The organism is Aquimarina litoralis, assembly GCF_039523995.1.
Lineage (GTDB): Bacteria > Bacteroidota > Bacteroidia > Flavobacteriales > Flavobacteriaceae > Aquimarina > Aquimarina litoralis.
Genome location: NZ_BAAAGE010000001.1, coordinates 1,056,131 through 1,075,981, shown reverse-complemented (window position 1 = coordinate 1,075,981; position 19,851 = coordinate 1,056,131). Strand labels below are relative to the sequence as shown.

Below are 19,851 nucleotides of genomic sequence, written 5' to 3'. Positions count from 1 at the left end.
AGGCAACCTTTATAGACATTTCTGCGTCTATACCTATAGATCAAAAAACGAAATCATCAAATCATGAATATCAAAAAACTTACAGTATTTTCCATATCCTTATTATCTGGTTTTATACTATCAGCACAAACCATCAGTTCTAAAGTTGTCGATAAAAAGACAAATGAGCCGATTCCTTACGCTACTATAGAATTAGCAAAAAATAGAGGAGTCATTACAAACGAAGAAGGGAAATTTAGCATCACCTTAGATGAAAAACTTGCCCAGATAGACTCTATCTATATCTCTTCTATGGGATATCAAAAAGTGGGAATTGCATTAAATGCAATTTCTGATAGTATTATCTATATAGAACCTAAAGCTATTGAGCTTAGCGGTGTTTTTATCTCTAATAAAAACCTAACTATCGATGAGATTATCGATAATGTAAAAGATAATCTAGCACAAAACTACAGCACCGATTTATCTCATAAAAAACTATTCTACCGACAATCCGATTTTAGTGATTTACATAAAATTAATGTGAAGTTTAAAAAATCTACGATCAAAGAATTTAATAAAAAATTTATCGATAGTGTTATCTCTATCATTCCAAGAAAATCCGCGTATTATACCGAAGCATTATGTGACTTATATGGTGATTATGATAAACAAAAACTGAATATCATTAAAGGAGCAGAGTTATATGACAAGAGTAATGACGGTTCTATGGAAGCGCTCTCCGATAAACTCGAAGATATCCTGAAAAAGAATGTAAAACCAAATTCGTATTTAAAAATTAAGTCCGGTTGGATTCTAGGTACAAAAGTACAGATGGATTCTATTTTTGATGCCAACGAAGAAGCTGCAGAAGTTAAAGAAGAGATCGAAAAACCAAATAAAAATGAAGAAAATTACTTCTTAAACTACAGAAAATCTTCCTTAAAAAGTTTATTATCTAGCATGTTCTTTCAGGAAGACTCTCAGCTGAATTTTATTGATAAATCAGGAAGATATCGATTCGAGTTAATCGATTATACTACGATGGATGACAGCAGCGTATATATCATCAATTTTGAGCCAAAACGAGGAGCAGATTTTAAAGGTACTATGTATGTAAACACCGAAGATTTTGCGATTATGAGAGTGGATTATGAAAATGTAAAAAACTTAAGAAATTTTGGGTTATTGGGAATCAGTTTCCACGATACCATGTATAAAGGAAAAACAATTTTTGCAAAAGGTGAAGATGGCAAATATGGTGTGCGCTATATAGAAAAAACGAGAGGAAATGTATTCGGAATCGATCGACCACTAAAGATCATCGAAAAAAATAAGTTTGTAAAAGGAAGACGCAAGCAAAACGAACTATCCTTAGGCTTAGATATTGGTGCGGGTGAAATTAGCAAATACGAAGTAGTTGTTTTCGACACAAAACCCATTACAGAAGCTGAATATCAAAACAGTAAAGAGAATAAAAGTATAAAACCACAATATATGTCTAAGTATGATCCAGAATTTTGGAAAGGTTATAATATCATAGAACCCAATACAGCGATCAAACAATTCACGGCTATCGAAGGAGAATCTTAGAAATAAATCAATTTTAATTAGTTAGTTTCTATACCACTCAAACCTTTAGACCAATAAGTGATTCGTTTTATTTTAAGAATAAATTACCATTTTGGTATAGTTTTTAGTTGTAACTATGTAATAGATACAATAGAAGTTAGACTTTTATCCTGTAATTTTACGAATCTACTGATTTATGAAAAAGAATAAGATTACATTATTACTTATTGGTTTAGGGTTCATTTTTTCTACCGCAACTGGGCAAACGATACGCTCCAAAGTAGTCGATAAAAAAACCAATCAACCAATCCCTTATGCAACTATACAGATTGGAGAAAATGAAGGTGTGGTTACCAATGAAGAAGGAAGCTTCAATATTACACTAGATGATATCCAATCTAAAAAAATAGACTCTATTTACATTTCTTCCATGGGATACGCAACTGTAGGTGTATCTGTGCAAAGCATCACTGATAGTATCATCTATATAGAACCAAAAGCTATAGAACTTAAAAGTGTATTTATATCCAACAAAAACCTAGATATTGATGATATCATTGATAATGTAGATGATAATATGGAAGACAATTATCGCTCTGACTTATCTAAAAAACGACTCTTCTTCCGAGAAACGAATACCAACTTCATCAAAAAAATGGATCTCGAATTCAAGAAATCTACCATTGAAGAGATTGATGAAAAGTTGATAGATAGCATCTCTAAAGTGATTCCTAAGAATTCTGTTTTTTATGCAGAAGCCTTATGTGATTTCTATGGAAATGAAGACAAACAAAAACTAAGAGTAATTAAAGGAGCACGCTTGTATGACAAAAATAATAATGGGTCTATAGAAGGGATTTTTAAGAAAATGGAGAAGATTTTTAAAGACAATGTTAAACCTAATTCCTACATTAAATTTAGATCTGGATTGTTTAGCCAAAAAGTTCAGGTAGATTCTATTTTAAAAAACAATCAAGACGCAAAGGATATTGCTGATGGCATTGAAAATCCAAAAGAAAATTTGTTTTTTAAATCTAGAAAAATGAACCTTAAAAACCTTTTTAATCAGACTTTTTATCAATCCGACACCAAACTAAATGTGATTAAAAATTCGGGGCGATACGAGTTCGAACGTGTAGATTATACCATTTTGGATGATGTTGGAGTATATGTTATTAAGTTTACACCCAAAAGAAGAGGCGATTTTAAAGGTACTTTATATGTAAATACCGAAGATTTTGCAATAATTCGAATTGATTATCAAAACGTAAAACGATTAAGAAGCTTTAACCTACTTGGACTTAGTTTTCAGGAAAATGGATACAGTGGTACTACCATCTTTAAAAAGGGAAGTGATGGCAAGTATGATGTGAAGTTTATTGAAAAAGTAACAGAAAACAAATTCGGAGTTGATAGACCTTTAAGTATTATCGAAAAAAATAAGTACGTAAAAGGAAGAAACAAGCAAAATCAGGTATCGTTAGATCTAGATATAATTAGCTACGCGAAAAACAAATACGAGGTTATTGTATTTGATGCTAAAACTATTACCGAAGGCGAATATAAAAGCAGTAAAGAAAATAAAAACGTAGAATCTACATATCTCTCCAAATACAATCCTGACTTCTGGAAAGGGTACAATATCATCGAACCTAATACCGCTATCAAGCAGTTTAAGACTATCGATGAAGAAATCGAAGAATAACACCTACAATTCATAAAATCATATTCTCATATGAAGTATGAAATACTTTTCAGAAAAGCTCAAAAAGAAGATGCATTACAACTTTCTATTCTTTTTAAGCAAGTGTATATGAAAACATATGCCGTAGAAGGAATCACCCACGAGTTTGCCAATTTTGTATCGCAAAAATTCTCTGTAGAAGCAATTAAAAATACCATTGAAAAAGAGAACTCAATGATCGTTGCTACCTATAAAGATAACCCAGTAGGGGTTGCAGAAATTGTATATGATAGTACATGTCCAATAAGAAATATAGTATATCCAGAATTAGGGAAGTTATATGTTCTAGATTGGTTCTTCGGAAAAGGAATAGGCAACGGGTTGATTACATCTGTTGAAACAGAACTGAAGAACAAAGGCTACAATGAGTACTGGCTTTGGGTGTATATAAAAAATAATAGAGCTATTTCCTTTTATGAAAAACAACAGTTCGTAGTCATTGGTAATGCATTCTTTGATATGGAGATGCATAGCTACGAAAATAAAGTAATGCAGAAAGTTATTACTTAACTAGCTTTAGTGTTTTCAACAATGCTTCGAAGTATAAGTCCTCCTGTTTAGGAAAAATGGTAGTGGTATAAGCAGTATTTTTAACTACGTAGAATGAAGATGCTTCATCTACATCATTTTGGTGTAGATTTACAATATTCTGTATAAAGTCATTGATAAGTAATACCTCATCATAGGTAATCTCTCTCCTAAATGTTGGCGCATCACTTTTATAAACCAGATAGTCATTTCTAAAACTAATAGATTTTTTGGACTCACCAGCTTTATGGAACTCAAATGTAAAATCCTGCGAAGCAAATATTTTATTGATATTGTCGGGAGTAGGTTCCACTTCTTTAGCACAACTTATAAAACCAATACATATTATCAATAAAATAAGTCTTTTCATGTATTTAAATTTTAGTAATTCTTTAATAATAAAAAAAGGTACTGATAAAAATCAATACCTTTCTTATAAGTTGTATTAAAACCCAATTAAATTCTTCTGCTTCTTACTTTGAAGCTAATCTTTTAATAGAATTTTCAAAATCTACGTTTTCAAGATTACTAATAAGTAATCCAATACCTCCTGATCTAGAAGCAACGATATATTCTGCTTGATATTTCTTTTCCATTTTATACCCTTTCAGATACTTTAACTTCACAATTTTTGAAGTTGGAGTGAAGAAAAATCTTCCGTGTATTCTTTTGTAGCGTACATCTTGACTCAGAGCCTCGTCCTTTAATTGTCTACTTAAAGCTTCTACCACTGTAGCCGCTCTGTGCTCATCTAATTGATAGTAATCACAAGCATAGATAAAAACGTAATTTTCTACATTTCTTTCATCAACAAATAACTGGAAATCCACATTTTTATTCTCGATTTTCTTTAGTTCTTCTAAAGCAATCTTTTTAAATTTAGGACTATCTTGTAGTGAATCTAGTCTTGCCTTAAATTCCTCAGGGCTTGTTTTCTCATACCCTTTAGTAAGCATAATAGTGTTCTTACGGAACTTTATGGTATTTTTTGAAAATTTAGCAAATTTGGGTTTCGAACTACCGCTGTCGGAAAAATATTCACATCCCGTAATACAGATGGCAGTTAATAACAATAGTAGAATTTTTTTCATACAAATTTGGGTATTAATCGGTTAATAATTATACATTAAGCCACATTAGTTGACGCAAGGTAATAAAAAAATCCTTATAATCAACACTTTATCCCAATTTTTAAGCACTTTAACGATTAAAATTTTACTAATTACGGTTTTTCAACCCATTTTTCGTAAGATTACACCCACTCAATAGGATTTTTTAACACTTCCAGTAAACGTGCTTCCTCACTTCCTTTAGAAGGATGATGATCGTATTTCCATTGTACCTGTGGAGGTAAGCTCATTAAAATACTTTCTATTCTTCCATTTGTCTTTAACCCAAATAATGTTCCTTTATCATGCACCAAATTAAACTCTACATATCTACCTCGTCGAATCTCTTGCCAATTTTTTTGATCAGTAGAGAAGGACATTTCCTTTCTTTTCTCAACAATAGGGATATAAGCATCAAGAAAACTGTTTCCAACCTCAGTTACAAACTCATACCATTGAGACATGTTTTTATTCTCGGTTTTTTTGCAGTAATCAAAAAACAAACCTCCTACTCCCCTTCCTTCTCCTCTGTGCGCATTATAGAAGTATTCATCACACTTCTTTTTATATAATGGGTAGAAATCTAAATCATGTTTGTCGCATGCAGTTTTACAAACCTGATGAAAATGTTTGGCATCTTCATCGAATAAATAATAAGGAGTAAGATCTTGTCCTCCACCAAACCAACTATCCACAATAGTACCTTCTTCATCATACATCTCAAAATATCTCCAATTTGCATGAACTGTCGGCACCATTGGACTATTTGGGTGTAAAACCAGCGATAAACCGCAAGCAAAAAAATCTACATCTCCTACATTAAAATAACTTTGCATTGCTTTTGGCAGTTTACCATGAACTCCCGAAATATTTACTCCTCCTTTTGCAAAGACAGCCCCATTCTCGATCACTCGAGTTCTTCCACCACCGCCTTCTTCTCTTTTCCAGACATCTTCCTTAAAAGTTGCCTCTCCATCGATTTTCTCTAGTGTTGCAGTAATGGTGTCTTGTAAATCCTGGATATACTGATAAAACTTTTCTTTCATGTATTTTTTAAATTATTGTAGAAGTCATGTGAAACCCATCATTACTAATTCTGATGTATATCAAATCTGTTATGGCTCGTTTCATTTACTTTTCTATGCTTCAATTTTTGAAACTTCTTCAGAAGCTTCCTTAAGAATCAAACCTTTCTTATCTAAAATCGTAACCGTTTCTGTAGAAGCAGCCACTACAGATATAGGTAATGTAATGATAAATCCTACTATTGGAATGAACAACATTAACATAAATACAATTCCATTTCCAATAGCAGTACCTCTGTTTTTACGAACAAATTCAATACTATCTTTATATTTAAAATGACGCTCCATTGTGTAATCCATGTTGCCAAAACCAATGTAATAGGCTTGGATCACAAATATCAATATGGTAGTTACGATTCCGACTACTGGTATCCAACTAAGGATAAGTAATGGGATAATAAACAATAGTTCTCTAAATAAATTTCTAACATTAATACGTATACCACGGATTAATTGTTCTCTGAACGATGTATTACGGTGTGCATGATGTTTATGCTGATCTCCTAAAATATGTGTTTCCACCTTTTCAGAAACAGGACTCATAAAAGGTGCTGATAATGCCATTACAATATGTTTGTATAAGACCAGTCCTAACGCTAATATCAACAAAATGCCAAAGTATTTACTAATGACTGCAAAGGTTTCGGAACCCCAATCCCATACCCATGCTTTTGCAATAAATCCACCTAGTGGATCGGATAAAAACCATGAAAGTACTAAAAATAAGATTCCTGTTAGAAAACTGATCAAAATTGGGATCGCAAAATACTTCCATAAGCCTAATTTAGAAATCAATCCAAAACTACCGAAATATGCTTTAATACCGTTTATTATGTTTTTAATCATTATACTACAGATTGGTTAACTCCTTATAAGTAGTGTTTTAAACAAATTTGTTTCAAAATTTACACAGCAATATCTTCCTCTGGTACTTGATCTTCTCCATTTACAACACTTTTAGACCATATTGCTAACCCAAAAGTAAGAACTCCCAATCGACCTATAAACATTAAAATTATAATGATCAATTTCCCTATTTCACTTAGTTCTGAGGTAATCCCAGTACTTAATCCGACTGTTCCGAGCGCTGATGCAACTTCAAATAATATTTGTTCAAAACTAAAAGATTCTGTAAAAGATAAAATAAATGTTCCGAGAAATATTAAAGTTGTATAAAAAATAAAGGATGAAGTTGCTATGTACAATCTTTCAAAAGGAATTGTTCGTCCTAAAAAGGTGATCCTTTTTCTTCCTTTCAATCTACTTTTCATTATAGAAAAAACTGCTGTTAATGTAGTTATTTTCATTCCTCCGGCTGTTCCTGAAGGAGAAGCTCCAATATACATCAATATCGTAGTAACCAACAACATTGGCAAAACAAAAGCCCCGAAGTCAACTGTATTAAAACCAACCGTAGTCATAGCACTCATAACTTGAAAGAAAGATGCTAATACTCTCTCTTTTATTGGAAGTCCATATATCTCTGGCTCAAAAAAATAGAAAAACACAAAACCAAAACTTAATAAGATAATGAAACCTATCAATACTATTTTAGTAGTAAAACTAATCCTATGTGACTTTTTTTTTAGTCTAAGAGTAAAATCTGTGGCCACAATAAAACCCAAAGATCCTGAAATAGCTAAAAAAGCAATAATGGCATTCATAAAAGTATTATCAACATATTCCGTAAATCCAGTATTAAACAGACTAAACCCAGCTGTACAAAAAGCACTTACACTATGAAAAACTGCATTCCACAATGCTATTCCTGTAGACATTCCTTCTATTTTAAAAGCAATAAAAAACAGAACACTTCCCAAAATTTCCATAAAAAAAGTAAAGAAAATAACAGATTTTAAGAAGTCTTTTATCCTTATTGTTTGAGGCAAGGTAAACTCGGAAGTTAATAGTGTTTTATGCCAATGCGTTATCTTTCTGGTTGTTGAAAGAATCATAAATGTTGTAAAAGTTAAATAACCAATACCTCCTAATTGAAAAAGAATCAATATAATGAATTGACCAAAAAAATTATAACTATCAGCAATACCAACCGTAATTAAACCTGTTGTAGAAACTGCAGATGTAGCCATGAAAAGATTATCAAGAACAGGAATAGATACTTTTTGAAATAACGGAAAACAAAGCAAACAAAAACCAACCAGAACATAAGTAAAAAAGCCGTATAGTAAATTTTGTTGTGGAGACCAACTTTTCTTGAGACTCAAGTACTTCTTGTAAAAAAGTTTAAGTTTATTCTTCATCATCTGTAGACGACTATACTTTTAGGATAATACGTTAATCCTCCTCAATATAAACCAAATCGTTCGAATAGTTATGAAATTTAGATACCTCTAACACTTTTTTGGCATTTTTAATTTTTAATTCTAAAAAACTAATAATTTCTCCTTCTGTAGCATCCTTTAATTTTTTAAAATACATCCTGCCGAGCTCATTGTTATGTAAATCCATAACCTGTTCCAAAGGTTCATTTGGGGCTAACTTTTCATGTAAATCAGTTATCATTTTTGCCCAATATTCAGATTTAGTAGCATCTCCTGAAACTTTCAAAACTCTTTGACAGATGAGAACATTCCATAAACTGTGTCGAAACGCATTTGCTTTTCCATGCAAATGATGTTCTCCACCATATAAAGAATCACAAATAGCCAAGGTCCTTTTTGTAGCAATGAATGTAGGTATGATATACAACGGTTTTTGTAAACCTAAGCCTATTAATTTAAACAATTGCCTAATATTTAGGCGTTTAATTAGGCTAACTATTGTCATGATTTTACCCTTTGTACTCTTTTACTGCGTCTACAAATGCCTTTGCATTATCCACTGGAATATTTGGTAAAATTCCATGCCCTAGGTTCACTACATATTTATCCTTACCAAACTCATCGATCATTTGTTTTACCATCTTCTTGATATCTGATGGTGGTGATAACAATCTAGAAGGATCAAAATTACCTTGTAATGTTATATTTCCTCCTGTAAGATATCTCGCATTTCTTGCAGAACATGTCCAATCCACACCCAATGCTGATGCACCAGATTTTGCCATCTCACCTAAGGCAAACCAACAACCTTTTCCAAAAACGATTACTTCAGTTTCATCCTTTAAAGAGTCTACTATCTGCTGAATATATTTCCAAGAAAACTCCTGATAATCTACAGGTGAAAGCATACCACCCCAACTATCAAAAACTTGCACTGCATTGACCCCAGTAGCCACTTTTTTCTTCAAATAAGCAATCGTAGTATCTGTAATTTTCTGCAGTAACTGATGAGCAGCTTCGGGTTGTGTAAAACAAAATCCTTTCGCTTTATCAAAATTCTTAGAACCTTGTCCTTGCACTGCATAACATAGTATCGTCCAAGGAGAACCAGCAAAACCAATAAGGGGCACTCTATTATCTAATTTCTCTTTCGTAAGCGTAATAGCGTCCATTACATATCCTAACTCTTCATCGACATCTGGAACTACCGCTTGATCAACATCCGCCTGAGTTCGAATGGGATTTGGTAACCAAGGACCAATTCCATCTTTCATCTGTACTTCGATATTCATAGCTTGCGGAATCACCAAGATATCACTAAATAGTATTGCTGCATCCGGACCTACAATATCAATAGGCTGTACAGTAATTTCAGAAGCCAATTCTGGCGTTCTACATCTTGTAAAGAAGTCATATTTTTTCTTCAAAGCCATAAACTCTGGTAAATATCTTCCTGCCTGACGCATCATCCAAACAGGTGGACGTTCCACAGTTTCTCCTTTTAAAGCTTTAAGAAATAAATCATTTTTTATCATATCCTTTTATCAAAGTATTTGACCGCCTGAACAATCACGTTCTCTACGGTTGGTTTATTGGCAATAATAATATTATCGGTATGCGCTTTTGCGTCAGAGGCGGTTGTACTTCCGATACAAAAAACCATACTCTCTTTAATCTCATTCGTAGAAGTATAACTTTCTACTCCCGAAGGGCTAAAGAACAGTATTCCATCAAAAACTCTATCAATTTTTGTAGACTTCTTTAGTGTTTTATAGACTACTATTTCTTCTAAACTTATTTTATTCTGAGAAAGAATAGATGGTAGTTCATCCCTTCTAAGGTTTCCGCAAAAAAAGTGAAATTTCTCTTGTTGATAATTCTTAACAATAATTTCGGCAAGATCTTTTGCATTATGAGCTGTCTCAATTACCTCAATTCCTCCTTGCTGCAATAGCTTTTTCGTATTATCTCCAACACAGAAGCATCTCTGGATCGCGACTCCAGAATTTAGCATTACTTTTACCGCGTTCTTGCTGGTAAATATTGCATTTTGTATGAGTTGATCAATGGTTACATTCAAAAATTCAATCTCGATCGCATCATATTCCACAAATCCGATTCCCGAGTTTAACAACAATTCTTTTTGCGAATAGGATAATTTTTTTGTGGATAATATGGTAGGCTCTACTTTCAATTATTGTAACACAGCTTTAATTTTTTGCATTAGCTCCTTACCTCCATTATTCAATACCTTTTCGGCACAACGGATTCCAAATTCATTTACATCTTCTAATTTAATAGTCTCTGCAACTTCAATCTTCTCCTTACCATCTAAACTAAATAATGCTCCCGTAAAATGAAATTCATCTTCTTCTATAGTGGCCAAAGCTCCAATTGGTGCTGTACAACCACCTTCTAATTTTCTTAGAAATTCTCTTTCTACATGAACACATATTTTAGAATGTTCATGATCTAACTTTTCAAGCGCTTCTAGACAATAAGTATCATCTTCTTTGGCTACTACTAACATTGCACCTTGGGCAGGAGCTGGAATCATCCAATCAAGATCAATATATTCCTTAGGTTTTAAGTTGATTCTTTCTAATCCTGCTGCAGCAAAAATAGCCCCATTCCAATCACTATCTTGTAACTTTTGCATTCTGGTATTTACATTTCCTCTAAGATCTACAACCGCATGTTTAGGATATTTATGTAACCATTGTGCTTTTCTACGCAAACTTCCAGTAGCAATCGTTCCATTAGTGTTTAAAAAATCAACACCTTTATGTAATAAAATATCATTACTGTTTGCACGTTCCAAAACAGCACCTTCTATGATACCTTTGGGCAAGACCGTGGGGACATCTTTCATGGAATGTACGGCGATATCGATATCATTATTGATCATAGCAACATCCAATGTTTTTGTAAAAATACCTGTAATCCCTAATTCATATAAAGGTTTATCCAAAATAATATCTCCAGTAGACTTTACAGGAACCAAGATCGTTTCGTGCCCAAGCTTTTCTAATTTATTCTGAACTGTTTTTGCTTGCCAAAGTGCTAATTCACTATCTCTTGTTCCAATTCGGATTTTCTTGTGTGTCACTATTTATTTTGTATTTGGAATACTTTCTGAATCAATTCAATACTTTCCTCAGAAGCGGTGTCTTCATCTTTAAGATGACTAGCAAAATGATTGGTTATTTTCTGTATGATGCGATCACTAATGATCGTAGCTTGTTCTTCATTAAAATCTGCCATCTTCTTTCGCTGTAAATTAATTTCAGCATCCTTAAATGAAGCCAATTTATTTCTTAAAGCTTTAATGGTAGGAGCAAACTTTCTAGTCTCTAACCAACTATCAAATTCCGACTTCACTTCTTCTATAATCACCTCGGCTTTCGGGATATGAACTCTTCTTCGCTGCAAAGTATCATCCGTGATTTTTGATAAATCATCCATATGTACTAAAGTAACATTTGGAAATTCAGATACGTTAGAATGAACATTCTTAGGAACTGATAAATCTAAAATCAACAAAGACTTATCCGTGTTAATAATTTCCTTGGTAATCGTAGGTTGCTGCGCTCCAGTAGCCACAATTAGAACATCTGCTTTGTTCACTTCATCTTTTAGCGTATCGTAATCTTTTACAATAAGATTAAATTTTCCTGCTACTTTTTCGGCTTTGTCTCTTGTCCTATTTATCAATACAATGTGATCATTTTTAGTATGTTTTACTAAATTTTCACAAGTATTTCTTCCTATTTTTCCAGTCCCAAAAAGTAATATGTTCTTATCAGAAACATACGGAACTCTAGCTAAAATATACTGTACTGCTGCAAAACTTACAGAAGTAGCTCCACTGGATATTTCAGTTTCATTTTTAATCCTTTTGCTTGCCTGAATTACCGCATTGGTCAAACGCTCTAAAAACGGATTAATCATTTGTATTTTTTTAGACGCTCTAAATCCGGATTTTAATTGTCCGATAATTTCAAAATCACCTAAAATCTGGCTATCCAAACCTGTCCCAACTCTAAAAAGATGATGTACAGCTTTGCTATTTTTATGAACATAAGCAACCTGTTCAAACTCTTCTACAGTTCCAACAGTATGTTTACATAAAAGCTTTATTAACTGGAAAGGATGTTGTGCAAAACCATACAATTCTGTACGATTACAAGTAGACATTACCAAAAGACCTTCGATACCATCATCCTTTGCTTCTTGAAGAACTAGACTCTTTGCCTCATCATTAAGACTAAAATGACCACGCACCTCAGCATCAGCCTTTTTATAGCTGAGACCAATTGCATAAAAATGTGATCCTTTTGTACGTAGGTGAGGTTCCATTGGGCCGTCTCAATTTTTCCGTAGCAAAAATATCCCACATCTAGTTTAAAAAATAACGCTTAAAGGTTTTAAAGTATCGAAATGCGTTGTTTATCTCTTTAAATAGTCAAAATCACGTAAAAACACTTATTTTTGTATGGCTGCCATAGATTTTAAAAACATCAATTTAGATTTATTCTAAATAAATACCACATAGAAGATGGAAATACAGTTAAAAAGTAACGCTCCAGGCATAATGGAAGAAACCATGATCGAGGATGGTTTCTTTATACTTAAGTTCCAAAACGAAACGAATGATAATCAAAAGATTATACGAGATATTAATAGTAGCTACATTCAATTTCACTTCTGTGTCAAAGGAAATACGAAGTTTAATTTTAATAATGGGAGCTATTCGATACCCTTACCAGATAAAAAATCTCTTTTATTATATAATCCACAGAGAGACTTACCTATGAACTTGGAAATGGAAAAAGACTCATCTCTCATTTCATTATTAATTTCCATCAAAAAATTTCATTCTCTTTTCTCTAAAGAAGCAGATTATATTCCATTCTTGGGAGAAGGTAATCGTGATAAAAAATACTACACGGATGCCGATATTTCTCCTTCTATGACCGTTATTTTAAATCAAATTCTAAATTACAATCTACACCGTTCTATTAAACTCTTATATTTTAAAGGAAAATCGTATGAATTACTGAGCCTTTATTTCAACAAACCTGAAGATGCAGATATTGACCAGTGTCCTTTTCTGGTGGATGAAGAAAATGTGCTCAAAATAAAACAGGCTAAAGAAATAATTATTTCCAGAATGGCTGAGCCGCCAACTCTACAAGAATTGTCAAAAGAAATTGGACTACCATTGGGTAAACTCAAAGATGGATTTAAGCAAATCTATGGTGAACCAGTATATACCTTTCTTTTCGATTATAAAATGGAAGTAGCTCGCCAGTTGTTAGCAACTGGAAGTCATAATGTGAATGAAGTTGGACTAAAAGTAGGATATAGCACAGCAAGCCATTTTATAGCTGCTTTTAAAAAGAAATTTGGCACCACTCCCAAAAAGTACGTGATGAATCTAAGCTAAATATAGAATTTTAAGATTCTTTCATTGGAATTCCTTCTCCTTTCTGTAAAGAAACAATAGAGTCATACATTCCTCTATCATCAACATCTGGATCTGCTAAGACAGAAACAAATTCAAAATGTTCTAACAATTCTATAATAAAAGGTAACTTTTCATTTTCTACGTCTACAATAATACGTTTCATTTCAATGCTTTTTTGATCTTATAAAAATAAGAAAATATTATCTGAGAACTTTTAGTTTAAAACATTTTAACTTGTCTCTACATTGTTTTAAGAACTAATCCAAAACGAATTCCAAGAATTATTAAGAAAATTGTTATTATCAATTATTAGATCATTAAGTCTTATTATAATTTTATGATCTATCCATTGAATAGTTTGTATTTTTACGTTTCGAAAAAGATAAACTATGAGCAAAGGTGTACTTCTTGTTAATTTAGGATCTCCTGACAGTACAGATCCCAAGGATGTAAAGAAATATCTTGGAGAATTTTTGATGGATCCTAGAGTTATCGATGTTCCTTTATGGGCTAGAACATTATTGGTAAAAGGAATTATTCTAAATACTCGCCCTAAAAAATCTGCAGCTGCTTACAAAAAAATATGGTGGGAAGAGGGTTCTCCTCTAATAGTTCTTTCTGAAAGATTACAGAAAAAAGTAGCCGAAAGAACCAATATTCCGGTTGGATTAGCAATGCGATATGGTTCCATGAGCATCCATAAAGGATTACAAGAATTGCATGATAAAGGTGTCGATGAAGTACTTATTGTACCGTTATATCCTCAATTTGCAATGGCAACTACAGAAACAATTTTGGTACTTGCCGAAGAATTAAGAAAAGAGCATTTTCCTCATATGAAAATATCTGATATTCCTGCTTTTTATGACAAAAAGGAATATATAGATGTACTATCAAATAGTATTTCAGAACATTTAGAAGGTGTTGAATATGACCACCTTTTATTTAGTTATCATGGTGTTCCGGAAAGACATATCCGAAAAAGCGATATTAGCAACGGAAATTGTAAAATGGATGGCAAATGTTGTTTTAAGAAAGGGTCTGTACAACATGAATTCTGTTATCGTCATCAATGTGAAATGACTACGGTTCAGGTTGCTAAAAAATTAGGATTAAAAAATGGCACCTACTCTACTACATTTCAATCCAGATTAGGTTTTGACCCCTGGTTACAGCCATATACCGATAGAACTATAGAAAGAATGGGGAAAGAAGGTCTTAAAAAAATGGCTATTGTTACTCCTGCCTTCGTATCGGATTGTCTGGAAACATTAGAAGAAATTGCCATGGAAGGAGAAGAAATTTTCCATGAAGTTGGCGGAAAAGAATTTACTACAATTCCTTGTTTAAATGATCGAGACGATTGGGCAGATGTACTTGGAAACTGGGTGAACGAATGGATTGAAGAAAAAATTCCTGTGTAAAGAATGGCGAGAATAAGCTCTGAAGCTTTAGGAACTAAACCCATCGGAAAACTTCTTATTCAGCAGGCAGTGCCAGCCTCTATTGGAATACTGGTAATGTCCCTTAATATGATTGTAGACACTGCTTTTTTAGGTAACTGGATTGGTGGTCTTGCAATTTCTGCTGTTCAAGTGGTTATTCCTTTTACCTTTTTTATTGGTGCTATTGGATTAGCTATTGGAATTGGGGGTAGTTCAGTCTTATCAAGAGCATTAGGGTCTGGAGACAGAGATAAAGCGCTACGTGTCTTTGGAAATCAAACCACCTTAACTTTTTTAATATCTGGTTCATTAGCTTTAATTGGCTTAATTTTTCAAGATTTTTTTATAGGTTTTTTGGGTGCGGAAGAATCGTTTAAAGATTATGCACTTATCTATTACAGAATAGTACTCTATGGTATTGTAATGCTTTCTATGTCTATGATGGGTAATAACGTGATCCGAGCAGAAGGAAAACCCACTTTTGCAATGGTAGCAATGATATTACCAGCTATTGGCAATATTTTTCTAGACTACATTCTCATTAATGTTATGGGATACGGAATGGAAGGTGCAGCTTGGGCTACTTTTATAAGCTATGCGATTTGCTTTGGTTTTATATTATGGTTCTTTATTGCAAAGAGTGAATTACCTCTTAATGCAGAATGCATTAAGCTAAAAAAATCTATTGTAAACGAAATTAGTGGACTTAGTTTTGTTACACTTGCCAGACAAGGCACTATTGCGGTATTGGGGATTTTACTTAATAACGTTTTAGGAAATTATGGTGATGAATTAGACATTGCTTCTTACGGTATCATAAGAACAGTATTGATGTTTGCACTTTTTCCAGTTATCGGAGTAAATCAAGGTTTTATGCCAATTGCTGGATACAATTATGGAGCAGAAAAGTTTCAGAGAGTTCGAGAATCTATTAATACATCTATTACGTATGGAGGAATATTAGCTATCATAATATTTCTAATAATAATGGTGTTTCCACACCAATTCATTTCTATTTTCGTAAGTACTAAAACATCTTTGGATCCAGAAACACTTGCTAATAACAAAGAAATTCTTCAGCGAACGCCGTCAGCCCTAAGAATTGTGTTTTTAGCTACTCCTGTAATCATAGTGCAGTTAATTGGTTCCGCTTATTTCCAATCTATTGGAAAAGTAGTTCCTGCTTTATTATTAAGCTTAACAAAACAAGGTTTTTTTCTGATCCCACTTATCTTGATGCTACCTCCTTTTCTTGGTGTTTTAGGTGTATGGATTGCTTTTCCAATTGCGGATGTATTATCTACAATACTTACCGGTTATTATCTAAATAGAGAAGTTAGAAAAACACTAGTACTTCCAAAAGGCATATAGTCTATTATTCTTGTAACACGATTTCATCTTAACTAGTAGACTAAGGTTAAAATTACGTGAAAATCTTTTTCAATACGCTTTTATTCCTGATTTTAGTAGACCATCAAATCTGCACTGTGATCAATCAACATCTAGGCATAAACTATAAACTCAACTGAATGTACTCAAGAATCATCAAACTCACTCTTATTACATTTTTTGTAATAGGTAATTTTTCATTGGTAAATGCACAAACGTATAAAGAAGAACTTTATGACGCTTTAGAATATCGATTAGTAGGGCCTTTTCGAGGAGGTCGAAGCGCTGCAGTAACAGGAGTTCCTGGAAAACCTAATTTATTTTATTTTGGCGCCACTGGAGGTGGTGTTTGGAAAACTACCGATGGTGGAAGAACCTGGAAAAATATATCTGATGGCTTTTTTGGAGGTTCTGTTGGTTCTATTTCGGTATCCAAAAGTGACCCAAATATAATCTACGTCGGTGGTGGCGAAAAAACACTTAGAGGAAATGTATCCTCTGGATACGGTGTATGGAAAAGTGTTGACGCAGGTAAAACGTGGACCCAATCAGGTTTGCCAAAAAGTAGACATATTCCGAGAATTGCTATTCATCCAACCAATCCAGATATTGTATACGCGGGAGTTTTAGGAAACATCTACAAACCAACACAAAATCGAGGTGTTTACAAAAGTATAGATGGTGGTAAAACATGGAATAAAGTACTTTTCTCGAATCAAGATGCTGGTGCGGTTGATTTAACTTTGGACCCTAACAACCCTAGAATCTTATATGCTTCTACCTGGAACGCCAGAAGAACACCTTATAGCTTAAGCTCTGGTGGTGATGGATCTGCCTTATGGAAAAGTACAGATAGCGGTAAAACATGGAAGGAAATTTCTAAAAACAAAGGTTTTGCCAAAGACACTCTTGGTATTATCGGTGTAACTGTTTCTCCAGTGAACAGCGAAAGAGTTTGGGCCATTGTAGAAAATAAAGAAAAAGGTGGAGTGTACAGAAGTGATGATGGTGGTGAAACTTGGAACCTTTTAAATAGCGATCGTAGTCTTCGTCAGCGTGCTTGGTATTACACTAGGATTTATGCAGATCCTAAAGATAAAGATGTAGTATATGTTGTAAATGTTTCTTATCACAAAAGTAAAGATGGCGGTAAAAACTTCAGTAGTTTTAGAGCACCGCATGGAGATCATCATGATCTTTGGATAGCCCCAGAAAACCCTAAACGAATGGTCATAGGTGATGATGGTGGTGCCCAGATTACTTATGATGGTGGAGAAACTTGGAGTACTTATCATAATCAACCAACATCACAATTCTATAGAGTAACTACAGATAATAGTTTCCCATATCGAATATACGCTGCACAACAAGATAATTCTACTATTCGAATTAATCACAGAAGTACAGGATGGTCCATTTCTGAAGATGATTGGGAGTCTACTGCTGGTGGAGAATCTGCACATATTGCTGTAGATCCAAAGAATAATGATATTGTTTATGGAGGTAGCTATGATGGATTCCTTACCAGAGTAAATCACAAAACTGAAACTGTGCGATCCATTAGTGTATGGCCGGATAACCCTATGGGACATGGAGCAGAAGATATGAAATATCGTTTTCAATGGAATTTCCCGATTATGTTCTCAAAACACAATCCAAATAGATTGTACACCTTCTCTAATCAAGTTCACGTAACTGAAAACGAAGGGCAAAGTTGGGAAGTTATCAGTCCAGACCTTACAAGAAATGACCCTAGTAAACTGAAGTCTTCCGGAGGTCCTATCACACAAGATAACACTTCAGTGGAATACTACTGTACTATTTTTGCTGCCGCAGAAAGTCCTTTGAAAGAAGGATTGTTATGGACAGGTAGTGATGATGGATTAGTTCATGTAAGTAAAGATGGAGGAAAGAACTGGAGTAACGTAACTCCGAAAGGAATGCCAGAATGGATGATGATCAATAGTATCGAACCTAGTGCTTTTGATGAAGGCACTTGCTACATTGCAGGTACACGATATAAGTCTGGTGACTTTGCTCCATATTTATATAAAACAACAAATTATGGACAATCCTGGACAAAGATCACAACAGGAATTCCAAGTGAACATTTTACCAGAGTACTTCGAGCAGATCCAAAAAGAAAAGGGTTATTATATGCAGGTACAGAGACTGGAATGTACATTTCATTCAATGATGGAGCTAACTGGAAATCTTTTCAACTAAACCTTCCTATTGTTCCTATAACTGATTTAGCCATAAAAGACAATAACCTGGTAGTAGCTACCCAAGGAAGAAGCCTTTGGATTATTGATGATTTAACAGTTCTTCATCAATTAAATAACACCATGGCAACCGAAAACTATACTCTTTTTAAACCAAAAGACACCTATAGAATGCGTGGTGGTAGTTTCAAAGATTCTAAAACCGAAGGAACCAATCATCCTAGTGGAGTTATTACCTATTTCAACCTTAAAAAGTTTGATAAGAAAAAAGACACGGTTTCATTAACTTATTTTAATACCAAAGGAGATACTATCGCTTCGTTTAGTACTAGTGCTAAAGAGAAAAAGCATCAGTTAAAAGATTTAGAAAAAGGAGCTAATCAATTTAACTGGAATATGCGCGGTAAAGGAGCAGAAAAGTTGAAAGGGATGATCTTATGGTGGGCAAGTCTAGACGGTCCAAAAGCTATTCCAGGAACTTATAAGGTAAGCCTAAATATTAATGGAAAAGAGACTTCGCAACCCTTTACCATTTTAGCAGATCCTAGAGCAGAAGCTACATCACAGCAAATGCAACAACAGTTTGATTTTATTACTGATGTAAATAAAACCGTGGATAAAGCGCATCAGTCTATTAAAAAGATTAGAAAGATCAACACTCAGCTTAAATCATTCTCCAAACAATATAAAGATGATGAGAAAACAAAAGATTTGGTAACTAAAGCTAAAGATCTGCAAAAACAATTTGGAGAAATTGAAAAAGCACTATACCAAACTAAAAATAGAAGTGGTCAAGACCCATTGAATTTCCCAATAAAGTTAACCAACAAGCTTGGTCACCTAAACTCTTTGGTAGGAATGGGAGATTTTGGACCGACCGCACAAGATATTGCTGTAAAAAATGAATTAACTAAACAAATAGAAACTCAATTAACACTATTTGATAAATTAATTTCTGAAGAAATAAAAAGCTTTAATACAGAATTCAATACCTTGCAGCTTAATTATCTATTTGTAGAATAA

At 33.5% G+C, this 19,851-nt stretch carries 18 protein-coding genes; 7 read left to right on the top strand and 11 right to left on the bottom strand.

Translation table 11 applies throughout. The annotated features are described in order from the left end of the window. The first annotated feature begins 63 nt into the window (after positions 1-63). The 3 genes from ABD077_RS04220 (at position 64) to ABD077_RS04210 (ending at position 3,805) form a co-directional block, all read left to right on the top strand. A complete protein-coding gene (locus tag ABD077_RS04220; RefSeq protein WP_343910796.1) occupies positions 64-1,572 on the top strand; it encodes a carboxypeptidase-like regulatory domain-containing protein in 1,509 nt (502 codons plus the stop codon). A 175-nt stretch (positions 1,573-1,747) separates the two neighbouring features. After that, complete coding sequence (locus tag ABD077_RS04215; protein WP_343910794.1) at positions 1,748-3,256, top strand: carboxypeptidase-like regulatory domain-containing protein; 1,509 nt, start codon at positions 1,748-1,750, stop codon at positions 3,254-3,256. Positions 3,257-3,286: 30 nt separating this feature from the next. Further along, the gene (locus tag ABD077_RS04210) at positions 3,287-3,805 is read left to right on the top strand and encodes a GNAT family N-acetyltransferase (RefSeq protein WP_343910792.1); all 519 of its coding nucleotides are present in this window, start codon (positions 3,287-3,289) and stop codon (positions 3,803-3,805) included. Here the strand turns inward: ABD077_RS04210 and ABD077_RS04205 are convergent. The 10 genes from ABD077_RS04205 to hemA form a co-directional block, all read right to left on the bottom strand. Beyond that, the gene (locus ABD077_RS04205; RefSeq protein WP_343910790.1) at positions 3,798-4,193 is read right to left on the bottom strand and encodes a hypothetical protein; all 396 of its coding nucleotides are present in this window, start codon (positions 4,191-4,193) and stop codon (positions 3,798-3,800) included. The genes ABD077_RS04210 and ABD077_RS04205 overlap by 8 nt on opposite strands. 103 nt (positions 4,194-4,296) lie before the next feature. Continuing rightward, on the bottom strand, positions 4,297-4,914 hold the full coding sequence (locus ABD077_RS04200) for a hypothetical protein (protein ID WP_343910788.1): 618 nt from the start codon (positions 4,912-4,914) through the stop codon (positions 4,297-4,299). Between the two features lie 161 nt (positions 4,915-5,075). Then, a complete protein-coding gene (gene hemF / locus ABD077_RS04195; protein WP_343910786.1) occupies positions 5,076-5,978 on the bottom strand; it encodes an oxygen-dependent coproporphyrinogen oxidase in 903 nt (300 codons plus the stop codon). Positions 5,979-6,071: 93 nt separating this feature from the next. Further along, positions 6,072-6,863: an EI24 domain-containing protein gene (locus ABD077_RS04190; protein ID WP_343910784.1), complete on the bottom strand. Its 792-nt coding sequence runs from the start codon at positions 6,861-6,863 to the stop codon at positions 6,072-6,074. A gap of 59 nt (positions 6,864-6,922) precedes the next feature. After that, a complete protein-coding gene (locus tag ABD077_RS04185) occupies positions 6,923-8,281 on the bottom strand; it encodes a TrkH family potassium uptake protein (RefSeq protein ID WP_343910782.1) in 1,359 nt (452 codons plus the stop codon). Between the two features lie 31 nt (positions 8,282-8,312). After that, complete coding sequence (locus ABD077_RS04180) at positions 8,313-8,762, bottom strand: DUF6973 domain-containing protein (protein ID WP_343910780.1); 450 nt, start codon at positions 8,760-8,762, stop codon at positions 8,313-8,315. 46 nt (positions 8,763-8,808) lie between these two features. Continuing rightward, positions 8,809-9,834 (bottom strand): uroporphyrinogen decarboxylase, encoded by a 1,026-nt coding sequence (gene hemE, locus ABD077_RS04175; protein ID WP_343910778.1) that lies wholly within the window; start codon positions 9,832-9,834, stop codon positions 8,809-8,811. Then, complete coding sequence (locus tag ABD077_RS04170; protein WP_343910776.1) at positions 9,831-10,493, bottom strand: uroporphyrinogen-III synthase; 663 nt, start codon at positions 10,491-10,493, stop codon at positions 9,831-9,833. Before ABD077_RS04170 ends, hemE begins: the two co-directional genes overlap by 4 nt. Further along, positions 10,494-11,408: a hydroxymethylbilane synthase gene (gene hemC, locus ABD077_RS04165; RefSeq protein ID WP_343910774.1), complete on the bottom strand. Its 915-nt coding sequence runs from the start codon at positions 11,406-11,408 to the stop codon at positions 10,494-10,496. Further along, positions 11,408-12,658 (bottom strand): glutamyl-tRNA reductase, encoded by a 1,251-nt coding sequence (hemA, locus tag ABD077_RS04160; protein ID WP_343910772.1) that lies wholly within the window; start codon positions 12,656-12,658, stop codon positions 11,408-11,410. The genes hemC and hemA overlap by 1 nt, the downstream gene beginning before the upstream one ends. 199 nt (positions 12,659-12,857) lie before the next feature. Here hemA and ABD077_RS04155 point away from each other — a divergent pair, with 199 nt between their 5' ends. Beyond that, entirely contained in the window at positions 12,858-13,748 is an 891-nt protein-coding gene (locus ABD077_RS04155; protein WP_343910770.1) for a helix-turn-helix domain-containing protein, read from the top strand. 10 nt (positions 13,749-13,758) lie between these two features. Here the strand turns inward: ABD077_RS04155 and ABD077_RS04150 are convergent, their stop codons facing one another. Next, positions 13,759-13,932 (bottom strand): hypothetical protein, encoded by a 174-nt coding sequence (locus tag ABD077_RS04150; RefSeq protein WP_343910768.1) that lies wholly within the window; start codon positions 13,930-13,932, stop codon positions 13,759-13,761. Between the two features lie 226 nt (positions 13,933-14,158). Between ABD077_RS04150 and hemH the strand changes: the two genes are divergently transcribed. From hemH to ABD077_RS04135, 3 genes are all read left to right on the top strand, one after another. Further along, positions 14,159-15,193, top strand: a complete 1,035-nt coding sequence (gene hemH / locus ABD077_RS04145; protein ID WP_343910766.1) for a ferrochelatase — start codon at positions 14,159-14,161, stop codon at positions 15,191-15,193. 3 nt (positions 15,194-15,196) lie between these two features. After that, positions 15,197-16,585 carry an MATE family efflux transporter gene (locus tag ABD077_RS04140; protein WP_343910764.1) on the top strand — a complete coding sequence of 463 codons (1,389 nt, stop codon included), beginning with the start codon at positions 15,197-15,199 and terminating at the stop codon, positions 16,583-16,585. 158 nt (positions 16,586-16,743) lie between these two features. After that, positions 16,744-19,851, top strand: coding sequence for a VPS10 domain-containing protein (locus tag ABD077_RS04135; protein ID WP_343910762.1), 3,108 nt, complete (start codon positions 16,744-16,746; stop codon positions 19,849-19,851).

What these genes read in the sequence shown, in the direction of transcription:
- ABD077_RS04220 (WP_343910796.1), top strand. Translation starts at nt 64, where the DNA reads ATGAATATCAAAAAACTTACAGTATTTTCCATATCCTTATTATCTGGT.
- ABD077_RS04215 (WP_343910794.1), top strand. Translation starts at nt 1,748, where the DNA reads ATGAAAAAGAATAAGATTACATTATTACTTATTGGTTTAGGGTTCATT.
- ABD077_RS04210 (WP_343910792.1), top strand. Translation starts at nt 3,287, where the DNA reads ATGAAGTATGAAATACTTTTCAGAAAAGCTCAAAAAGAAGATGCATTA.
- ABD077_RS04205 (WP_343910790.1), bottom strand. Translation starts at nt 4,193, where the DNA reads ATGAAAAGACTTATTTTATTGATAATATGTATTGGTTTTATAAGTTGT.
- ABD077_RS04200 (WP_343910788.1), bottom strand. Translation starts at nt 4,914, where the DNA reads ATGAAAAAAATTCTACTATTGTTATTAACTGCCATCTGTATTACGGGA.
- hemF (WP_343910786.1), bottom strand. Translation starts at nt 5,978, where the DNA reads ATGAAAGAAAAGTTTTATCAGTATATCCAGGATTTACAAGACACCATT.
- ABD077_RS04190 (WP_343910784.1), bottom strand. Translation starts at nt 6,863, where the DNA reads ATGATTAAAAACATAATAAACGGTATTAAAGCATATTTCGGTAGTTTT.
- ABD077_RS04185 (WP_343910782.1), bottom strand. Translation starts at nt 8,281, where the DNA reads ATGATGAAGAATAAACTTAAACTTTTTTACAAGAAGTACTTGAGTCTC.
- hemE (WP_343910778.1), bottom strand. Translation starts at nt 9,834, where the DNA reads ATGATAAAAAATGATTTATTTCTTAAAGCTTTAAAAGGAGAAACTGTG.
- hemA (WP_343910772.1), bottom strand. Translation starts at nt 12,658, where the DNA reads ATGGAACCTCACCTACGTACAAAAGGATCACATTTTTATGCAATTGGT.
- ABD077_RS04155 (WP_343910770.1), top strand. Translation starts at nt 12,858, where the DNA reads ATGGAAATACAGTTAAAAAGTAACGCTCCAGGCATAATGGAAGAAACC.
- ABD077_RS04150 (WP_343910768.1), bottom strand. Translation starts at nt 13,932, where the DNA reads ATGAAACGTATTATTGTAGACGTAGAAAATGAAAAGTTACCTTTTATT.
- hemH (WP_343910766.1), top strand. Translation starts at nt 14,159, where the DNA reads ATGAGCAAAGGTGTACTTCTTGTTAATTTAGGATCTCCTGACAGTACA.
- ABD077_RS04140 (WP_343910764.1), top strand. Translation starts at nt 15,197, where the DNA reads ATGGCGAGAATAAGCTCTGAAGCTTTAGGAACTAAACCCATCGGAAAA.
- ABD077_RS04135 (WP_343910762.1), top strand. Translation starts at nt 16,744, where the DNA reads ATGTACTCAAGAATCATCAAACTCACTCTTATTACATTTTTTGTAATA.